The sequence below is a fragment of the Pseudomonas sp. NFIX10 genome (genome assembly GCF_900111955.1).
In the GTDB taxonomy this organism is placed as follows: domain Bacteria; phylum Pseudomonadota; class Gammaproteobacteria; order Pseudomonadales; family Pseudomonadaceae; genus Aquipseudomonas; species Aquipseudomonas fluorescens_AA.
Genome location: NZ_FOKH01000027.1, coordinates 1 through 16844, shown reverse-complemented (window position 1 = coordinate 16844; position 16844 = coordinate 1). Strand labels below are relative to the sequence as shown.

Genomic DNA, 16844 nt, shown 5'->3' with positions numbered 1-16844 from the left:
ATGCGCAGGCGGTGGGTTGGGTGGTTGTTGTGCTTGATCCCTGCGCTGGCAACGGCGCAGGACGAGCCGTTGCGCCTGGCCTTCGACGGTCAATTGCTGCGAGTGAGCCAGGCCCAGGTGCTGGATCGCCAGCCGTTGCCCGCTTCCTTGCAGGCGCCACTGGGCAGTCTGTGGAAACTGTTTGTCTATGCCTGGTTGGTGGACACCGACGCTCGCGAGCCGGTCTATGAGTGCCGCGGCGAGTCGAAGGAGGAGGTCTATTGCTGCAATGCCGGGCAGAGCATCGGTCGAGATCAGGCGCTGGTGAAATCCTGTGGCTTGTATTTCGAGCCGCAGCGGCTCGGGTTGTCGGCTTCGAACTGGCGCGATTACTGGCAGGCCCGCCAGGCGCCGGCCTGGTTGTTGGACCTGCCGGCCTTGCAGCCCCAGACGCAGGTGCCGGTCGCGGAACTGCTCAAGGCCCTGGCCATGTTGCCGGCCCAGGACCAGGCCCGTCGGGTGCTGCTGGATGTGGTGCTCGGCGCGGCGGACGGGAGGCTGGTTGGCGAGTTAGGCAGTCGCCTGCGGGTCAAGACCTGGAGCTGGCTGGGTGATCAGGGGCCTTCCTCCCGACAAGGCGGTTTCGCCGGTTGGCTGGCCGACGGCACCCCGGTGTGGGCCGGGGGCCGTGGCACCAGCCAGCAAGTCTTGAAAGTCTACGGCGAAGGTTTGGCGGCGGCATTGCCGTCCCGCTGGCCGGCGGAAACCGGGCGTTGCGTGGAAGTCGGCCTGTTTGCCCGCTATCCCTGGCAGCGGGTGATGGCCGGTGACCGGACTGCCGCGCCGGGTCAATTGCGCGGTGATTACCGCGTCGAATTCACCAACGGCAACCAATTGGACATCCACAGCGATGGCGAGCTGTTCCTGATGCCCGGCAAGCTGGTGGCGCGCCTGGACCGGGAGGAATACGTCGCCCGGGTCCTGCAGCGCGAAGCCAAGGCCGAGCCCGCCGAAGCCGCCAAGGCACTGGCCGTGGCGATCCGTACCTATCTGCTGCAGAACGCCCAACGCAGCGGTGATTGCTTGAGCATCGACGACAGCAGCCATCGCCAGCGCGTCGCGCCACGCCCGGCGGCGCCTGAAACCCGTGCCATTGCCGCCTGGACCAGCGACCTGGTCCTGGCCGGTACCGACGTCACCTACCACTCCGACCAGCCCGGCCCGGACAAACTGTCCTGGGCGCAAGCCGTGGAACAAGCCAACGCCGGCCAACGCTACGACGCCATCCTGCTGCACGCCTACCCGCGTGCCAGCCTCAGCCGCTGGGACAATCCGGTGGCGTCCTGCGAGGCGCTGCCCGCCGCCCAGGACTGGCTGCTCAAGCAGCGCCGGGGCTGGCGTGAGCGGCTGGAAGGTGAAGTGGGCTACAACGAAATCAGCACTTTCGCCGTCTGCCGCGTTGCCTTTGGCCGGCCTTATGTCGACCGCGAACGCCAGCGCATCTATGTGCGCGGCGTGCTGTCGCTGCAAGACCGTCTCGACCTGACCCATGAATATTTGCACCTGGCCTTCGAAGCTCACCCCAACGGCCAGGACGAAACCTATATCGAAGGGCTCGCCCGTCACCTCTTGCTGGAATAGACCATGACACTCCGTTATCCACAGGTCTTGCTGTTGCTCTGCGCCCTGACCGCGTTGCCACCGGCCATGGCCGCTGACGCCATCAAGCTCGACACCCCCGTTGGCGGCTGGCGCAGCGGGGCGCCGGGCGGTGAAGGCGAAAGCTTCAGCCAGACGGTCAACTACCCGGCCTCGTCGGTCAACACGCCTCCAGGCCAGGCCAACACCGCCCGCATTACCGGGCAGATCAAAGGCGCGCCCAAGGACAGCAATGCGCCGGGCCAGTTGATCGTCAACGGCGTCAGCCTGCCGCTGAAGCTGGATGAGGAGGGGCGCTTCGACCGGCCGTTCTCGTTCCCCAACGGCAGCAACAGCGTGGAAGTGCGCAGCGCCGATGGCCAGCAGCGCCACCGCACGCAGTTTCTCAACACCAGCGGCGGTGCCACGCCGGCCAAGCTGCGGGTGTTGCTGACCTGGGACAGCGACGGCACCGACCTGGACCTGCACCTGGTCACCCCCGACGGTGCCCACATCTGGTACGGCGACCGCATCGCTGCCAACGGCGCCGCCCTCGACGTCGACGTCACCACCGGCTACGGCCCGGAAATCTTCGCCATGCCCGCGCCGATCAAAGGCCAGTACCTGGTGTATGTGAACTACTACGGCGGCGGTTATCGCAGTGAGGCGGACGGCGAAGAGGGTGAGGGCGGTGGGGCGCAAGCGCAACAAGCCCTGACCACCGCACAGGTCACCGTGATCACGGAGGAAGGCACACCGAACGAGAAGATGGAAACTTTCGTGGTGCCGATGCGGGCGGTGGGCGAGCTGACGCTGGTCAAGAGCTTCAGCTATCCGTAAGCCGCCATCAGCTTCCACAGAGGATCGATGGTGGACGCCTGATCTGTGAACGCTCAAAAAAACGGTGGGAGCGAGCTTGCTCGCGATGGCGTCGGTAAATCCAGCCTCTCTGCAAACTGATATGCCGCTATCGCGAGCAAGCTCGCTCCCACAGGTTTATCAGCCATTTGTGACAAATAAAAATCTCACGCGTGAGCTATTGTGGGCTTTCGAAACTACCTGTAGTGTTTCTCACGCGTGAGTTTTTCACAGTGGGGTTCAGCACCATGCAAAGTAGCTCTCCAGCAGATCCGCCTGACGGGTCTGTGACCGATTCAGTGAGCCACACGGGAGAGCGCGCCAAACCCTCCGCGAAAAAACCGTCGAGCTTCTACATGAAGCAGATGCGCGCGGGCCTGAGTGCCGCCGGGTATGTGAAACACGAGACTTGGGTGCTTCCCGAAAACCGAAGCCTGCTCAAGCAGATGGAGAAACAGCTACGCCAACCGATTCTGGCTGGCTCATTCATGTCGGAGAATTACATGAGCGCAGGTAACAACTGGAACATCGACCGCCTCTACAGCGCCCTTCAGGCCCTGGACGAAGTGGTCGCGAACGACATCACTCTCTCCCTCGTCCAAGGCTCCGAGTCCAGCATCAAGCTGGAAATGAATGACTTTGGTGGCTTGCCGATCTACATCGCAGTCGTGGGCGACCAGATCATCGTCGATACCGTCCTGGTGGATGTCGAGTCGATCAGCGACGTGGCGGCCTTCAACGACGCCGTGTTGCGCAGCCGGGAAATGTTCCCGCTGTCGTCCATCGGCATCGAGACCATGCCCAACGGACAGGTCGTCTACAACATGTTCGGCGCGCTGAGCTCCGACTCCAGCCTGACCAACGTCGTCACCGAGGTCAAAACCCTCGTCGACAACGTCCAGCGCGCCAGCGAAGCGTTCGAACGCTTCTTCATCTAATTCGCCGAATAGGAACCATCCAATGACTCAGTCCATCTGGAGCAAGTTGTTCACCGCACTGCGTGGCGGTGCCAGCGAAGTCGGCGAATCGATCGTCGACCAACAGGCCCTGCGCATCCTCGACCAGGAAATCCGCGATGCCGACAGCGCGCTGGCCAATGCCAAGCGTGAGCTGGTCACCATCATGGCCAAGCACAAGCTGGCGACCGATCGCGTCGGCGAATACAACGCCAAGATCAAGGACCTGGAAGCCAAGGCCCTGGCCGCGATCCAGGCCAACCGCGAAGACCTGGCGCTGGAAGTGGCCGAAGCCATTTCGACCCTGACCAACGAACTGGACGCCGAGCAAAAGCACGCCACCGAGTTCGGCGGCTACGCGGACAACATGCGCAAGGACATCACCAAGGCCGAAAGCCGCATCAAGAGCCTGCGTCAGCAAGTGGACATGGCCAAGGCCCGCGAAAGCGTGCAGAAGGCCCAGGTCAGTGCCTCCATCGCCAGCGGTGGCGCCAATGGCAAGCTGGAAACCGCCGTCGGTACGCTCAACCGCCTGCAGGCCAAGCAACAGCAACGTGCCGCTGAACTGCAAGCCCAGGACGAACTGGCCGAAGCTTCGACCGGCTCCGACCTGGAACGCAAGCTGCGCGATGCCGGCATCACGCCGAACGAAGGCAGCGCCAATGCGATCCTGGAACGCCTGAAGAAAAAATCGGCTGAATAATCCGTTTGGGCTGATCAATTCAGGCAGGCCGAGCACAAACCTGTGGCGAGGGAGCTTGCTCCCGCTGGACTGCGCAGCAGTCCCATTCCTTGGGACCGCTTCGCGCCCCAGCGGGAGCAAGCGCCCTCGCCACAATATTGTCCGGCGTTCCTGGATTTAATTGTGACGCAGGTACTTTTATCCAAGCCCGGCAACAGGTTTAATGCTGTCCGGTCACTAAGTTCGGCATTCACACGCCAGAGCGATGATCCCGCCAGGAACGAAGCCCCACGGAGTCAGGGACGAAATGTCGATTTTCCTTTTGTTGCGCTCGTACGCATCGTCCTTCTTCCATCGGTTCGGCTGGGCGGGCCTGGCCATTGCGTTGGGCGTGCACCTGTCCACGGCCTGGATCGGCCTGGTGCTGCTGGGCGAGCAACACCTCATCGCCGCCGCCACGTTTATCTACTTCTATCTCACCACCACGCTTACCGTCGGCTATGGCGACCTGTTGCCACAGACATCCGCCGGGCGAATTTTCGTGGCTATCTGGATCATGCTCGGGGGCATCGCGCTGCTGACGGCAGCCATCGGCAAAACCACCAGCAGTGTCATCGATGTTTGGAGAAAAGGCATGAAGGGCAAAGGCGATTTCACCGGCAAGGTCGGCCACACGGTTCTCATCGGCTGGGAGGGCGCGTCCAGCGAACGGGTCATCGAACTGCTGCTGCAGGACGAAACCTCCAATGACAACCTGATCGTCATCTGCGATTGCGATCTCGAAGAAAACCCCATGCCCGGCAAGACGTCATTCATCAAGGGTGACAGCCTGTCCTCCGTCGCACTGCTGCAGCGCGCTGGCGTGCCGGGTGCCGAACGCGTGCTGGTGCGCACCCATTCCGACGACCTGACCCTGGCCACCGTGCTGGCGGTCAATCAACTGGGGCCTGCCGGGCATGTGGTCGCCCATTTCAATGACAGCGAAATCGCGGCCCTCGCCAGCGCCTATGCCCCGAGCCTGGAATGTACCTCCAGCATGGCCATCGAAATGCTGGTGCGGGCCTCCCAGGACCCGGGCTCGTCAGTGGTCATCAATGAATTGCTCTGTGTGGGCGAAGGCGCCACCCAGTACCTGATGAAACTGCCCGAGGCGTTTGAAGCGACGTTCGGCGAGCTCTACACCCGGATGAAAGAGCAGCACAACGCTACGCTGATCGGCTACCGCGCCCAGGGCGCCCGACACCCATCGATAAACCCGCCCGGCACCACGCGTGTCGTGGGCGGAGAACTCTTCTACATCGCCTCCACGCGACTCAAGGAAATTTCCCATGGGGTGGTTTAAACAGTTGATGGGGCTCGAGGCCCCGAACGCGAACACGACAGCCAGCCATGGCGCGCCCGTCACCGGGCCGTTGGGCCTGGCCTCTGGCAAGCAGGTCATGTTCGATACCACGCTCAAGTTGTTGCTCGACGGCAACAGCACCGTGGTCATCCCGGGTTCCCAGCAGATCTGGAGCCTGGGCATCGTCGACCTCGGGCAATCGAACTGGTTGTCGCGCTGCTACATGAACGACGAAGACTACTGGCTGCAAGTGCACACCAGCGGCGACATCGCCGGGCAGGTCGAGTCGGTGATCCTGTTCAACTACCTCAGCTACGTCACGATCAACAGCGAAGCGGAGTTGCGTCGCCTGGCCGGCCCTGAAAGCCTGATCGGCCTGCCGACCTACACCCACGACGGCGTCGAGTACAGCCGCGAATGGGGCACCGAGGCGGGCCAGACAGAGTTGGTGACGTTGAGCGAGCGCGTGAGCAATCCGGATGAGTCCTACAGCGTCGAGCACCGTTCGATGCTGTACGCCCGCGACACCGGCCTGACCGATCGCCGGGAGTTTCTGTTGTTCTCCGTCGAAGAGGACGCCGAAGGCACTGTCAGCCTGAGCACTTCGCTGGGTATTTCGCTGTACACCACTGACCTGAACACTCTTTGAATAAGGAAGAAGTCCATGCTTGAAGCGCTCTCCATTTCCCTGAACAAGGCCGCCGTGTTCGGCTTCGCCCTGTACATCCTTGGCGCCGCCGTGCTGTTCGCGCTGTTTCAGTTCATCTACATCCATGTCACGCCGCATAAAGAGTTCGAACTGATCCGCTCGGGCAACGTGGCGGCGGCGATCGCCTTGAGCGGTGCCCTCATCGGTTTCGCCATCCCGGCCAGCAACGTGATTGCCTACTCGATCAGCATGCTGGATTTCGTCGTCTGGACGGTGATCGCCGCTGTCGTTCAGTTGCTGGCGTTCCTGGTGACCAGCTTGGTGCTCAAGGGCGCTTCCGCGCGCATCAAGCAGGGTGAAATCGCCGCCGGTATCTACATCGCCGCCGTGGCCATCAGCGTCGGCCTGTTGAACGCCGCGTGCATGACGCCTTCCACGAACTGATTGCGCCACGGAGAACCCGATGAAACGAAGCAAGTACGTCCAGCTTTCGCTGGCCGCGTCGGTCGCCATGGCGATATCCGGTTGCGGTCCGACGGAAAAAACCTACGAGTTGAAAAAGAAGTACAACTTCCAGTCCGTGCAGCAATGCGTCGATGAAAAGCTGCCGGTAGACATTTGCGCTGACGCCTACATGACCGCCATGACGGAGCATCGCCGCATTGCGCCGGTGTACGACAACCAGGCCGATTGCGATGCCGACTTTGTCCCCGATTGGTGTCAGCAGGATTCCGCCGGCAAGTTCATCCCCAAGCTGGGTGGTTTCGAACTGAGTGCCGAGGGTGAGGTTACGCAATCGGAAGTGGACGCTGCCAAGGCTCAATTGCCGGCCTCGGAAGCGATGAATACCGGTGGAGGTTTCAGCAACCTGCTGACTGGACTGCTGATCGGCAACATGCTCAGCAGCAACCGCAACAGCTATTTCTCCGAGCCGGTCTACCGCTACCGCGATGACCGTGGCAGCTTCGGCTCCTCCACGCTCAGCCAGCGGGTGTCGACAGGCTCGACATTCACCAAGTCCAATCAGGCGCGATACGGCAGCTACACCGACTCTATCAAGTCCACCAGCAAGCCGATGTCCGTTGCCTCAACCACCTCCCGTGGCGGCTTCGGCAGCAAGTCCAGTGCCCGCAGCGGTTGGGGCGGTTCGAGCAGCTCCGGCGGTTGAGGAACCAGCGCCATGAAGAAGATCCATTGCGCAGAGCGTCCTGACTGGAAGCAGACCGCCGAGCGGCTCGGCTTTCTGTTCCACACCATCGACGACGAACCCTATTGGGACGAAAGCGCGTACTACCAGTTCACCCTCAAGCAGATCGAGGACGACCTGGAAGACCCGACCACCGAGATCCATGACATGTGCATGGACCTGGTGGCCCGGGTGGTCCAGAGCGAAGAGTTGCTGGAGCGCCTGAGCATTCCCGCGCCGTTCTTCGACCTGGTGCGCACTTCGTGGCTTGAAGGCCACCCGCACCTGTATGGGCGCATGGATTTCTCCTACAACGGCAGCGGCCCGGCCAAGCTGTTGGAACTCAACTACGACACGCCGACCAGCCTCTACGAAGCGGCGGCGTTCCAGTGGGGTTGGTTGGAGCAATGCATCGAGCGCGGCATGCTGCCGGCCCATGCCGACCAGTTCAACAGCATCGACACCAAGCTGCACCAGGCCTTCGCTCAGTTGCAGCTCACCCAGCCGTTCTATTTCGCCTCGATGAAAGGCTCGGTGGAAGACAAGGGCACCACGGACTACCTGCGCCTGATCGCGGAAAAAGTCGGCATTGAATCGCGGCACATCGATATCGAAGACATCGGCCTCAACCGTGACGGGCGTTTCGTCGACCTGGAAGAGCGCTGGATTCCGCACCTGTTCAAGCTGCATGCCTGGGAGTTCATCTTTCACGAGCCCTTTGGTGCGGCGATTGCCCAATGCGATACGCAGTTTTTCGAGCCGGCCTGGAAGTCGATTATCTCCAACAAAGGCATTCTGCCGCTGCTGTGGGAATTCAACAAAGGCCACCCGAACCTGCTCGCGGCCCACCTGGATACCGACACCAGCAAAGCCGTGCCCAAGGGTTGGGTGCGCAAGCCGTTCTTTTCCCGGGAAGGCGCCAACATCGAGCTGCAGACCGCTGATGGCTTGATTGTAAAAGAAGACGGCCCCTACACCGACGCGCCGTTCATCCTCCAGGAATTCGCGCCGCTGCCGAAGTTTGACGACAGCTACACCCTGATCGGCTCCTGGGTCATCGGCGACCAGGCGGCCGGCATTGGCGTGCGGGAAGACAACAGCCTGATCACCAAGGATTCCAGCCGGTTCCTGCCGCACCTGATCCTCGACTGACCGCCCTACACACCAACCCCCTGTGGGAGCGAGCTTGCTCGCGATGACGGTGGATCAGCCGACATGGATGTTGACTGACCTGACGTTATCGCGAGCAAGCTCGCTCCCACAGGTTTAGGTGTTCAGCCACGCATCCCATCGTCTGCCTTGAGTGAAGTCGTCCAGAGCTGTGTGCCAGTGGATCAGGCACCGCCCTCTGTGGGAGCGAGCTTGCTCGCGATGACCGGTGGATCAGCCGACATGGATGTTGACTGACCTGACGCCATCGCGAGCAAGCTCGCTCCCACAGGTTTAGGTGTTTGCCGCGGGCTTTTTCACGTCCACCAGTACCGCACCAGGTGGAAGAAGATCGGCGCGGCGAAGCAGACCGAGTCCAGGCGGTCGAGCATGCCGCCGTGGCCTTCGATCATATGGCCCCAGTCTTTGACGCCGCGGTCGCGTTTGATCGCCGACATGACGATGCCGCCGGCAAAGCCCAGCAGGTTGATCAGCAAGGCGATGAGGAACGACTGCCACGGATTGAACGGCGTGATCCACCACAGCGCGCCACCGATCAGCGAGGCCAGGAAAATACCGCCGACAAAGCCCTCGACGGTTTTCGAGGGCGACAGGTTGGGCGCGATCTTGTGTTTGCCGAACAGCTTGCCGCACACGTACTGCAACACATCCGACAGCTGCACCACGATCACCAGGTAGGCGATCAACAACAGGTTGCGCCCTTCGAAACCGGCGATGTCCAGAGTCAGCAGGGCGGGCACGAAGGAGATGCAGAACACCGCGATCATCAAGCCCCACTGGACCTTCGAGGCACGCTCGAGGAAGTGTGTGCTATCGCCACCCAGGGACGCCAGGATCGGCAGCAGCAGGAACACATACACCGGGATGAAGATCGAAAACAGCCCGTACCAGTCGTAGTAGATCAACAGGTATTGCAGCGGCAGCGCCAGGTAGAACGCCGCCACCAGGGCCGGGTAGTCACTGCGCCGGGTCGGTGTCAGGGTCAGGAATTCCCGCAGGGCGTAGAACGACACGGCGTAGAACAGCAGGATGACCGCCGCGTTGCCGAGCCAGAACGCCACGCCGATCACCAGCACCATGATCCACCAGGCATTGATCCGGGCGTTGAGGTTGTCGATCACCGAGTTCGGCGCGCCGCGGGTTTTCAGCCTGAGAATGAAACCGATCAACGAAGCCAGCACCAGGATGGCGCCGATCCCGCCAAACAACATCAGGGTATATCGATCCATGTCAGACGTGCTCCGGGGCCAGTGCCAGCAGCGCGGCGCGGCTGCGTTCAAGGAATTGCTCTTTGCTTTCGCCTTCTTCGATGCACAGCGGCGCGCCGAAACTGGTGGTGCACAACAGCGGCAGCGGCAGGACACGGCCCTTGGGCATGACGCGGTTGAGGTTGGCGATCCACACCGGGATCACCTCGACCTCGGGGTGATTTTTCATCAAGTGATAGATCCCGCTCTTGAAGGGCAACAGGCCTTCCTCTGGATTGCGCGTGCCTTCCGGGAAGATGATCAGCGAATCGCCGTTCTCCAGTGCTTCGAGCATCGGTTGCAACGGGCTGTGCGAAGGATCCTTGCGCTCGCGGTCCACCAACACGCCGTTGAACACGCGGTTGATGATGTAGCGGCGCACTGGGCTGGTTTGCCAGTAATCGGCGCCTGCGACGGGACGGGTGAGCTTGCGCAGCGCCGGGGGCAGCGAGGCCCAGAGCAACACGAAGTCTCCGTGGCTGCTGTGGTTGGCGAAGTAGATCCGTTGCACCGGCGTCGGCGCGCAGCCGAGCCACAGGCTGCGCGCGCCCGTGACCATGCGGGCGGCGGAGGTGATGAGGTTGGCGACCACGGGTTCGAACATGAGGATTCCTTATCCTGAAAAGGCTAGCCAGGGACTGGCCAGGATGAAGCCCAGCACCAGGACGACTTGTACGGCCAATAAGCGTGACTGCCGACGCAGCAGCAACAATGCGCCATGCCGGCGTTCGGTCCAGAGGCGACCGGCACGTGCGGCCGGTTGCAGGCCCAGGGAGATGAGGGCTTGATCCAGCGTGTAGGTGCGCTCGGCCAGGGACTGGGTGCTGTCAGCCATGCGCTGGAACAGATCGGCGTCAAACGCCACGCGCAGCGCCCAGTATTTTTCCAGCACGCCGAGCACCAGCAGCGCCGCACTCAACAGCAGCAACCACGGATCGATGACGCCCACCAGCCACTGCCCCAAGCCCAGCAGCGCCCCCAGCAGCGTCAGCCCGGTGGACAACTGGTCGAGCGAATGACCCCGGCGCAACAGGCTTGCCACGGTGTGGAGCTCCATGTCACTGATCATGGACGTGCCCTTGTGCTGTGGATAATTGCTCCAGCGCCCGACGGTGCGCCGCCTGCAAAACGATACGCGGGCGGGCGCGCTGGATTTGCACGATCGCCGCATCGACGTTCGCCGCGCGGCCGCTGTGCAGCAGCCAGGCCACCACCGCCGTGGCGCTGCGCGAATAACCCAAGGCGCAGCAGACCAGCACCGGCCCGTGCTGGCGCAGGCTTTCAATGGCTTCTGCCGCGTTCAGGCATTGTTCGGCGGTCGGTGCCGTCAGGTCGAGCACCGGCAATGAGCGATAGGCGATGCCTGTGCTGTCCATGGACAGTTCCGCGCAGAGGTCGAGCACGCCGGTAAACGCACTGTCCTTCAATTCCATCGGCGTGGGGACTCGCCCGAGCCAGACGTTATCCGCAACCTGGTCCGGCTGCGGATGCTTGCGCGTCCAACAGCGAGAATTGATCCATGCCGCTACCAGATAAGGCGCCAGCAACCAGCGCGCTGCCGGACTCAAGCGACCATCGGCACGCTTCTGGAAACCGTCGGCACCGAACACCAGGTAATTCAGCGCCACCAGGAGCACCGCGACCGCCGGCCAGATCAGCCAGAGCCACGCGCCGCCCAGGGCAAACGCCGGAACGAACAGCGCCGCCGCGCCCAGGCCATAACGCAAGGCCAAGCGTCGGCGAGCAGGATCCGCCGCCAGACGCGCACTCAGCAGCGGGCTGGGTCGATCCAGCGGCCACAACCACACGCACAACCAACCGGCCAACGCGCCCGTGGGCAGGTCAATGAAGTGATGTTGGTACGTGGTCAGCACCGACACGCCGATCAACGCGAACCAACCGTGCATCAGCCAACGCCAGACACCCTGCAAATGCCGCTGATAGCAGACCCAAAGAATGACCAGCAAGGCAATGTGCAGCGATGGCGCCTGGTTGAACGGCTTGTCGAAACCCGCCAGCACCTCGAACAACCAACCGAACACGCCATCCATCTCTGGCCGGGGGAAGGTGAAGCGCAACGGCCAGAGCAGGAAGCAACTGACCGCAATCACCTGGGCCGTGAGCAGGCGCAAGGCATGACGCTTGAGTTCGTCGCGGCTGCTGGGCAATAGCAAGGACAGGCCGTACAACAGATCGATCGACCAGTAAGGCACGATGGTCCAGGCCATGAACGGCATGTGGCTTTCCCAGGCGAACACCAGCGTGCCAACGTCGTCACGCTGGGAGGTGACCCAGGTGGCGAAGCCGTAGGTGGTGAAGAACAGCGGCGCCAGCAACAGCAGCCACAGCACCGCCGGTTTCAGCAGTGCGGGTTCGCGGGCCGGAGCGATGACGGCGCTCATTACTGCACTCGCTGCGCCAGGGAAACGCTGAAAATGCCCCATTCATCGACCCGCAGGGTGATCTTGCGGAAGCCCGCCGCCTCAACCAATTGGTCCATTTCCGCCTGGGTGCGTCGACGCATTACCCAGGCCTGACCGGCACGGTGGCTGGTGAGGGCACGGGCGATCAGTTCCAGTTGCGGGTGCCATGGCTGGCCGGTGTACACCAGGAAACCGCCAGGCTCCACGGCTTCGGCCAGGCCCGCGAGGGAGCCGCCGACCAGTTGGTTGTCGGCGAACAGCTCGTACAGGCCCGATACCACGGCGAGGGTCGGCTTGGGTTCCAGCGCCGCCAGGTCCTGGCGGTCGAAGGCATCGCCTTTGACGAACCGAGCGATATCGCCCAAGCCTTTTTCAACGATCAGCGCATTGCCATCGCGCACGTTGATGTCGCTGTAGTCGCGCAGCAGGATCGACTCAGGTAACGGGCTGACGCCTTGCAGGGCTTCGAGAATGTAGCGGCCGTGGCCGGCGGCGATGTCGACGATGCGCACCTCGCGGTCCTGGGCGCGCAACTCGGCCATCGCCAGGCGCAGCAGCTCCTCGACATGCAACTTGCGCTGGCGAATGCCGCGCCAGCCGATGGAGTTCAGGTAGTTCTGGTCGATCATCTTGCCCAGCGCCGAGGTGCCGGTGGGGCGGTTGCGGTAGACGTAATCCAGGGTACTGCCGGAGTCGAACCCGGTGTCGAAGCCCAGCTTCACTCCGGCCGACAATTTGCTGCCAAAGCGCATGCTGGCGCGGGTCATACGCCAGTAGAGGTCGCGTAGCGAGTTGTGGGGCAGCGGCGTGGCCAGGGTTTCGGCTTCGGCGCAGGTCGCGCCCAGGCGATCGGCGTCCAGCAGGGAAGGGCGGTCCAGCGGTCGGGCGAAGTTTTGCAGGATGAAGCGGCGCGCACTGGCAACGGCGGGCGCACGGTTCTTCTCGCCGAGGGTGTCGTGGAAGAAGCCCGGCAGGATGTGCTTTTCCTTGTGCAGGCTGCCCAGGCGCTCGAAGAATTGCTCCTGGGGTTTGCGGTGTACCACGAAATCCGAGCCGGAGATCAACAACTGCGTCGGCACCTGGATCGCCTGGGCATCGGCCACCACACGGTCGGCGGCTTCGTACAGGCCCAGCAGCACGTTCACCGAAATGGCCTTGGTGATCAACGGATCGCTGTCGTAGGACGCCACCCGCTCCGGGTCATGGCTGAGGAATTTCGCCTTGACGTAGCTGTTGACGAAGAAATTGCCGCGGAACTTGCGCATCAGCGCCAGGCCCGGACGGGCGAACGGCACGTAGAGCTTGACCTTGAACGCCGGCGACGCCAGCACCAGCGAGCGAATGCGCGGCGCGTAGTCGTGGACCCAGGTGGACACGATCACCGCGCCGACGCTTTGTGCGACCACAGCGATGTTCGCTTCATCGATCTGATGCGCCATGCCGATGTGATCGCAGAACGTCTGCACGTCCCGCGCACTGGTGGCGAAGCTCGGGCTGTCGCCCCGTTCGCCCGGCGACTGGCCATGGCCGCGGGCGTCCCAGGCAAAGAAGTCGAACCCGGGCAGGTCCAGCTCGTCCACCAGGTGCGCGATGCGCCCGGAGTGTTCATGACCACGATGAAACAACAACACGGCCTGGCGGGGTTCACCCGCTGCCGCGTCGACAGCCGGCCAGTGTTGGTAGAACAGTTCCACGCCATCGTGGGTGGTGAATGTCCGGTGTTGGGCTTCGCGCATTGCAAGTTCCTTTATGCTGAGGGAGCGTTTTCCTTCACCTGGTCCAGGCCATGACGCACCCGATTGACCAAGGTATAAACCAGCAGGGCGGCAACCACCGCCATCACACCATTTATCCACAGCGCCCCGAGCCAACCCAGGGCAATACCGGTCGCCAACACGCCAAACACAAAGGCCCGGTCACTCTTGCCCATCGGCCCGTCATACCGCCGCGAAGCCCCCACCATCGGCCCCAGCACGCCGGCGTATTCGCTGAACAACGCCAACAGCGTGACCAACAACACGAGCAGAAGACTGGTATCGGCAAACAAGGCAAAAGGCAGGATCAGGGCAACGTCGGCGATGATATCGCATAGCTCATTGAGGTAGGCGCCCAGATGGGATTGTTGGCCAAACTCCCGCGCCAGCATGCCATCCACCGCATTCAACGCCATGCGCAGGAACATCCAGACCGGAACCAGGACGAAAATCCACGGATGGCTGGCGAACCAGGCAATCACCGCCCCCACCAACACCGAGACGATACCCGCGAGCAGGGTGACCTGGTTGGCGGTGACACCGTTGTTGTAGAGGCGTTGAACCATGGGGCGCAGCAGGTTTTGAAAGGCAGGCTTGAGTTGGTAGATGGAGGGCATCGGAGGAAGATCTCGGCCGGTTGCGGGGCTGGGCTTATACAGATGCGAGATTACGATAGGTTGAGGGGTTGCTGGCGGGTATTTCTCGAGAATGCGCGCGGGTAGGCATCTATTCGCGCATTTATCTGCGCAAGACACTCCGGAAAATTGAAAAAACACAGACCGGTGGCGAGGGAGCTTGCTCCCGCTGGGCTGCGCAGCAGCCCCAAAGCCATTCAACGCGGTGGCCGGGCAGGTTTACGACTGCTGCGCAGCCGAGCGGGAGCAAGCTCCCTCGCCACAATGATTCATACAGCCTTAAGTTAACCAGCGCCTGTGAGAACAGCAGTCCACGCATTCCCGACCCCACCACAAGTCCCCTGTGGGAGCGAGCTTGCTCGCGATGGCGGCACATCAAACAAATGACTTTCAGCCTGCTGGCCATCTGCATGCTCATATCGTGGCATCTATGGTCATCGGCGCGGTTCGCACGCCAAGCGTTCAAATTTAGCGAATCGCCCTACATCCCTTGTCTCCTCCCACTGACTTAATTCCCCTGTCATCCCCGGCAGAGTCTCGCGTTCGTCCCCGCACTGCGAGATTCCTGCATGTTTGCCCCCGACAAGCTCCTGGCCCTGAACAACACCATCGGTTCTTTGGTGATGGCGGCCATGGACCCCGAGCAGCCGGATGTCGAGGCGGTTTTCCAGGACTTTCGAAACTGCCTGAACGACTACGACGCCTGGGCTGAAAGCTTTTGGGCCGATTGGGCGCTGGACCTTGAACAGGTATTCAAGGTCGGCAACGAGGTGTCCCTGGCGGCGCCGAAGAATCTCGATCAACCCATCAGTGCCACGGTGGTCGCGTGCCCGGCGAGTGGTCCGCTGACGCTGGTGCACATGTTCCAGGCGGCGCGTTTCGTGCCGATTGGCGATACCCCGGTGATGCTGGAGCCCGTCACCGGAGGCGAGCCCGGGAAGGAAACGTTTGGCGAGCCAGTGCATCACGTCATTGGCCCCAGCGGCATCCTGGAAATCCCCGAGTGCTGGCGTGGCGGGCGCTACCGCATCACTTTTTTCCCCCATGTGACGGCCGATCACGTCAAGGCGCTGTATGTGTCCTACCAAGGGGTGATGGACGAACTTGAGGGCTGGCTGAAGACCGAGTGGGACGAGTTTCAACCCCTGTGGGCGGAATTTTCCGACGCCGGATTTCGCGAACGTTATGACCTGTTGCAGCAGGCCGATTGGCGCGGTTTTGAAAACGCCCTGCAGCAGCTATGGGATGACGTTAAACAGGTTTTCCAGCTGCTGGCCGACCTGCAAGCCAACAGCGAAAAGCTCCTGGAGTATCTGACCCAGGTTGAACTTGAGCAGTTACTGAAAACGTCATCCGAGGCCATCGCCAAAGGACTGATGGTGTTGAGCGACGAGCCGTTGCTCTTCGTTCACGTGGCCGCATTCACCAGTTGGCTGCGGATGTTGCCGCCTCAGTACATGGCCGAAGTCGTAGGTGAAATGCGCGCTTCGGTGCTGATCAATTTCCTGTTGATGCGCTTGACCGGCGCCCTGGGCATGGGCATGCGGATGAGCGGCAAGGTACTTGGCCAGCTCCGCTCGGAGCGGGCTCGCGAGTGGTTAACCGCATCAAGCCTCAGGCTGGCCCAACGCTCCACCGACCGGCTCGACCGGCATGCCGATGTGCTGAAGCCGTTGGTGGTCAGCGCCCAGCGCGCGCCCTTGAAGCCGACGCCTGTCGGACCTTTGCACATCACCCCTGAACACTCTGCGCCATTGTCTGTGAGCAATCCGGCCGCCGTGGCGCGGGAAAAGTCCCAGTCTTCTACCCGCCTGAGCAAACACGAACCCCACGACGACGCCCCGGCCCAATCGAAAAACCCCAACGGCGACAGCGCCGACACCGCGGCCCAGACCCAGACCAGCGGCTGCCCGGTGTCGATGGTCACCGGCGAAGAACTGCTGACCCTGGACGACGGCACCCTCGACGGGCGCTTGCCGTTCGTCTTCACCCGTTTGTACCGCACCAGCGCCGTCGCCCTGGACGTCGGCCTCGGGCGCGGCTGGAGCCATGCCCTGGCCCATCGCCTGGAGCTCAAGGACGCGCAGGTCACCTGGGTCGACCAGGAAAACCGCCGCACGATCTTTCCACTGCCTACCACCCAGCGTCCGGCGATCCACAACAGCCTGGCCCGGGCGGCGATCTACCTGGGGGCCGAGCCGGACGAACTGATCATCGCCCAGTCTGGGGAAAACGCCCCGTTCCTGCACTTTCGCGACGGCCACCTGATCGCCCTCAGCGACCGCTACGACAACCGCCTGACCGTCCAGCGCAACATCCATGGCG

The 16844-nt window shown here is 62.4% G+C and carries 16 protein-coding genes; 10 read left to right on the top strand and 6 right to left on the bottom strand.

From position 1 onward, the window contains the following. From BM321_RS21865 to BM321_RS21825, 9 genes are all read left to right on the top strand, one after another. The gene (locus tag BM321_RS21865) at nucleotides 1-1620 is read left to right on the top strand and encodes a DUF2300 domain-containing protein (RefSeq protein ID WP_092444737.1); all 1620 of its coding nucleotides are present in this window, start codon (nucleotides 1-3) and stop codon (nucleotides 1618-1620) included. A 3-nt stretch (nucleotides 1621-1623) separates the two neighbouring features. Continuing rightward, nucleotides 1624-2457, top strand: coding sequence for a YfaP family protein (locus BM321_RS21860; protein ID WP_092444735.1), 834 nt, complete (start codon nucleotides 1624-1626; stop codon nucleotides 2455-2457). 374 nt (nucleotides 2458-2831) lie between these two features. Beyond that, a complete protein-coding gene (locus tag BM321_RS21855) occupies nucleotides 2832-3413 on the top strand; it encodes a YjfI family protein (RefSeq protein ID WP_092258175.1) in 582 nt (193 codons plus the stop codon). Between the two features lie 22 nt (nucleotides 3414-3435). Further along, nucleotides 3436-4134 carry a PspA/IM30 family protein gene (locus tag BM321_RS21850; protein ID WP_003205987.1) on the top strand — a complete coding sequence of 233 codons (699 nt, stop codon included), beginning with the start codon at nucleotides 3436-3438 and terminating at the stop codon, nucleotides 4132-4134. A gap of 286 nt (nucleotides 4135-4420) precedes the next feature. After that, nucleotides 4421-5455, top strand: coding sequence for an ion channel (locus tag BM321_RS21845; protein ID WP_092444733.1), 1035 nt, complete (start codon nucleotides 4421-4423; stop codon nucleotides 5453-5455). Continuing rightward, nucleotides 5442-6104 carry a DUF2491 family protein gene (locus BM321_RS21840; RefSeq protein ID WP_092444731.1) on the top strand — a complete coding sequence of 221 codons (663 nt, stop codon included), beginning with the start codon at nucleotides 5442-5444 and terminating at the stop codon, nucleotides 6102-6104. Before BM321_RS21845 ends, BM321_RS21840 begins: the two co-directional genes overlap by 14 nt. A 15-nt stretch (nucleotides 6105-6119) precedes the next feature. Beyond that, nucleotides 6120-6548, top strand: coding sequence for a DUF350 domain-containing protein (locus BM321_RS21835; protein ID WP_060740436.1), 429 nt, complete (start codon nucleotides 6120-6122; stop codon nucleotides 6546-6548). Between the two features lie 19 nt (nucleotides 6549-6567). Then, complete coding sequence (locus tag BM321_RS21830; protein WP_092444729.1) at nucleotides 6568-7272, top strand: DUF1190 domain-containing protein; 705 nt, start codon at nucleotides 6568-6570, stop codon at nucleotides 7270-7272. A 12-nt stretch (nucleotides 7273-7284) separates the two neighbouring features. Then, nucleotides 7285-8442 (top strand): glutathionylspermidine synthase family protein, encoded by a 1158-nt coding sequence (locus BM321_RS21825; RefSeq protein ID WP_092444726.1) that lies wholly within the window; start codon nucleotides 7285-7287, stop codon nucleotides 8440-8442. A gap of 314 nt (nucleotides 8443-8756) precedes the next feature. Here BM321_RS21825 and BM321_RS21820 read toward each other — a convergent pair whose 3' ends face one another. Genes BM321_RS21820 through BM321_RS21795 form a run of 6 tightly spaced genes read right to left on the bottom strand, consistent with a single transcriptional unit; the run spans nucleotide 8757 to nucleotide 14501 of the window. Then, complete coding sequence (locus tag BM321_RS21820; protein ID WP_060740439.1) at nucleotides 8757-9689, bottom strand: phosphatidate cytidylyltransferase; 933 nt, start codon at nucleotides 9687-9689, stop codon at nucleotides 8757-8759. 1 nt (nucleotide 9690) lies between these two features. Next, nucleotides 9691-10311 carry a lysophospholipid acyltransferase family protein gene (locus BM321_RS21815; RefSeq protein ID WP_092444724.1) on the bottom strand — a complete coding sequence of 207 codons (621 nt, stop codon included), beginning with the start codon at nucleotides 10309-10311 and terminating at the stop codon, nucleotides 9691-9693. A 9-nt stretch (nucleotides 10312-10320) separates the two neighbouring features. Then, on the bottom strand, nucleotides 10321-10776 hold the full coding sequence (locus BM321_RS21810) for a hypothetical protein (RefSeq protein WP_092444722.1): 456 nt from the start codon (nucleotides 10774-10776) through the stop codon (nucleotides 10321-10323). Next, a complete protein-coding gene (locus BM321_RS21805) occupies nucleotides 10766-12109 on the bottom strand; it encodes a phosphatase PAP2/dual specificity phosphatase family protein (RefSeq protein ID WP_092444720.1) in 1344 nt (447 codons plus the stop codon). The genes BM321_RS21810 and BM321_RS21805 overlap by 11 nt, the downstream gene beginning before the upstream one ends. Further along, nucleotides 12109-13866, bottom strand: coding sequence for a bifunctional alpha/beta hydrolase/class I SAM-dependent methyltransferase (locus tag BM321_RS21800; RefSeq protein WP_092444718.1), 1758 nt, complete (start codon nucleotides 13864-13866; stop codon nucleotides 12109-12111). The genes BM321_RS21805 and BM321_RS21800 overlap by 1 nt, the downstream gene beginning before the upstream one ends. Before the next feature lie 11 nt (nucleotides 13867-13877). After that, nucleotides 13878-14501 carry a CDP-alcohol phosphatidyltransferase family protein gene (locus BM321_RS21795; protein ID WP_092444716.1) on the bottom strand — a complete coding sequence of 208 codons (624 nt, stop codon included), beginning with the start codon at nucleotides 14499-14501 and terminating at the stop codon, nucleotides 13878-13880. 587 nt (nucleotides 14502-15088) lie between these two features. On the opposite strand from BM321_RS21795, the gene BM321_RS21790 reads away from it, so the two are divergent. Further along, nucleotides 15089-16844, top strand: a 1756-nt coding sequence (locus tag BM321_RS21790) for a DUF6531 domain-containing protein (RefSeq protein ID WP_256575019.1), incomplete at its 3' end; no start/stop codon positions are given.

What these genes read in the sequence shown, in the direction of transcription:
- BM321_RS21865 (WP_092444737.1), top strand. Translation starts at nt 1, where the DNA reads ATGCGCAGGCGGTGGGTTGGGTGGTTGTTGTGCTTGATCCCTGCGCTG.
- BM321_RS21860 (WP_092444735.1), top strand. Translation starts at nt 1,624, where the DNA reads ATGACACTCCGTTATCCACAGGTCTTGCTGTTGCTCTGCGCCCTGACC.
- BM321_RS21855 (WP_092258175.1), top strand. Translation starts at nt 2,832, where the DNA reads ATGAAGCAGATGCGCGCGGGCCTGAGTGCCGCCGGGTATGTGAAACAC.
- BM321_RS21850 (WP_003205987.1), top strand. Translation starts at nt 3,436, where the DNA reads ATGACTCAGTCCATCTGGAGCAAGTTGTTCACCGCACTGCGTGGCGGT.
- BM321_RS21845 (WP_092444733.1), top strand. Translation starts at nt 4,421, where the DNA reads ATGTCGATTTTCCTTTTGTTGCGCTCGTACGCATCGTCCTTCTTCCAT.
- BM321_RS21840 (WP_092444731.1), top strand. Translation starts at nt 5,442, where the DNA reads ATGGGGTGGTTTAAACAGTTGATGGGGCTCGAGGCCCCGAACGCGAAC.
- BM321_RS21835 (WP_060740436.1), top strand. Translation starts at nt 6,120, where the DNA reads ATGCTTGAAGCGCTCTCCATTTCCCTGAACAAGGCCGCCGTGTTCGGC.
- BM321_RS21830 (WP_092444729.1), top strand. Translation starts at nt 6,568, where the DNA reads ATGAAACGAAGCAAGTACGTCCAGCTTTCGCTGGCCGCGTCGGTCGCC.
- BM321_RS21825 (WP_092444726.1), top strand. Translation starts at nt 7,285, where the DNA reads ATGAAGAAGATCCATTGCGCAGAGCGTCCTGACTGGAAGCAGACCGCC.
- BM321_RS21820 (WP_060740439.1), bottom strand. Translation starts at nt 9,689, where the DNA reads ATGGATCGATATACCCTGATGTTGTTTGGCGGGATCGGCGCCATCCTG.
- BM321_RS21815 (WP_092444724.1), bottom strand. Translation starts at nt 10,311, where the DNA reads ATGTTCGAACCCGTGGTCGCCAACCTCATCACCTCCGCCGCCCGCATG.
- BM321_RS21810 (WP_092444722.1), bottom strand. Translation starts at nt 10,776, where the DNA reads ATGATCAGTGACATGGAGCTCCACACCGTGGCAAGCCTGTTGCGCCGG.
- BM321_RS21805 (WP_092444720.1), bottom strand. Translation starts at nt 12,109, where the DNA reads ATGAGCGCCGTCATCGCTCCGGCCCGCGAACCCGCACTGCTGAAACCG.
- BM321_RS21800 (WP_092444718.1), bottom strand. Translation starts at nt 13,866, where the DNA reads ATGCGCGAAGCCCAACACCGGACATTCACCACCCACGATGGCGTGGAA.
- BM321_RS21795 (WP_092444716.1), bottom strand. Translation starts at nt 14,501, where the DNA reads ATGCCCTCCATCTACCAACTCAAGCCTGCCTTTCAAAACCTGCTGCGC.